Below are 1033 nucleotides of genomic sequence, written 5' to 3' on the forward strand. Positions count from 1 at the left end.
AGCCGGGGGACACACGCCAGACGCTCGGCTCGTGGTTCTGACATCCGCACGCGAGCAGCGCGGACACGCACGCCGCTGCAAGCAGCCAGCGCCGGAGCGTGCGCGTGGCAGAGGGGGAAGGGCGCTTTGGCGGCGGTGTCACCGCCGAGAGCCGAAGGTGCGCGTGCATCGGTCGTCGACTACGCGCTTTCGTCGAGGCGGCCCTCCTCCGTTGTGTTGCAAACCAGAAACCTTTCGGCAACAACCTTCCCCCCCGTTGATGCTATCCTCACGTAAACCATCAGAAGAGGAACGTGTCAGATGATCGCCGACAGCACGCGCGTGAACGGGTGGGCCAATGGTTTCGTGGGAATGAGCAGCCTGAGCGCCTCCATCAATCAAGACGAGAACGGGGCCGACGTGAACGGCTCTCTGGGCGGGCGCTTCGTCTCCCTGCATGAGTCGCGAGGCAACGGATTCGGTCAGATCAGCGGCATGCTGGGCGGCGACTTCGTGAGCCTCAGCGTGCACCGAAACGAGTCCGGTGGGCGGTTCGACACCGATATCAGCGGCTGGGTCGCGGGGCGTTTCGTGTCGCTGCACGAGCGCGGCGATGAGCGCTCTGGCTGGATCACCGGCACCACCGGCATGGGCAGCGTGAGCATCTCGCGCAATGCCAACGGCAGCAGCACGTGGTACAGCGGCTTCGCGGGCAGCGGGTCGGTGAGCGTCTCGGCCAGCCTCTCGGCCGCGGCTGCCCCGGCAGCCGCCCTGGTGGCGCTCCTTGCGCTGGGGAGCGATCGCGCCGCGGCGTAGGCGCGCGCGTCAGAGGGCCAAGGGAGACCCCCGCACGGGCCTCGAATGCTTCCAGGTCATGCGCAGTGCAACGCCTGGCCGAGGCTTCAGTCTCATGGAGACCGTCTTTGCGGGTTTCCTGCTGGGCCTTGCGCTGATGGCCATCTCGAGCCTCTACCCGTCGATTCTGGCGGGTCTTCGCGCGGGGCATGATCGCGTCACCGCCGCGAATCTCGTCTCGGGCCTGCTCGAGCAGGCC

At 67.3% G+C, this 1033-nt stretch carries 1 protein-coding gene; it reads left to right on the forward strand.

Translation table 11 applies throughout. From position 1 onward, the window contains the following. Positions 1 to 300 precede the first annotated feature (300 nt). Positions 301 to 795 (forward strand): hypothetical protein, encoded by a 495-nt coding sequence (locus tag EB084_26460; GenBank protein ID NDD31806.1) that lies wholly within the window; start codon positions 301 to 303, stop codon positions 793 to 795. Positions 796 to 1033: the final 238 nt, after the last annotated feature.

This window comes from Pseudomonadota bacterium (assembly GCA_010028905.1).
Lineage (GTDB): Bacteria > Vulcanimicrobiota > Xenobia > RGZZ01 > RGZZ01 > RGZZ01.

What these genes read in the sequence shown, in the direction of transcription:
- EB084_26460 (NDD31806.1), top strand. Translation starts at nt 301, where the DNA reads ATGATCGCCGACAGCACGCGCGTGAACGGGTGGGCCAATGGTTTCGTG.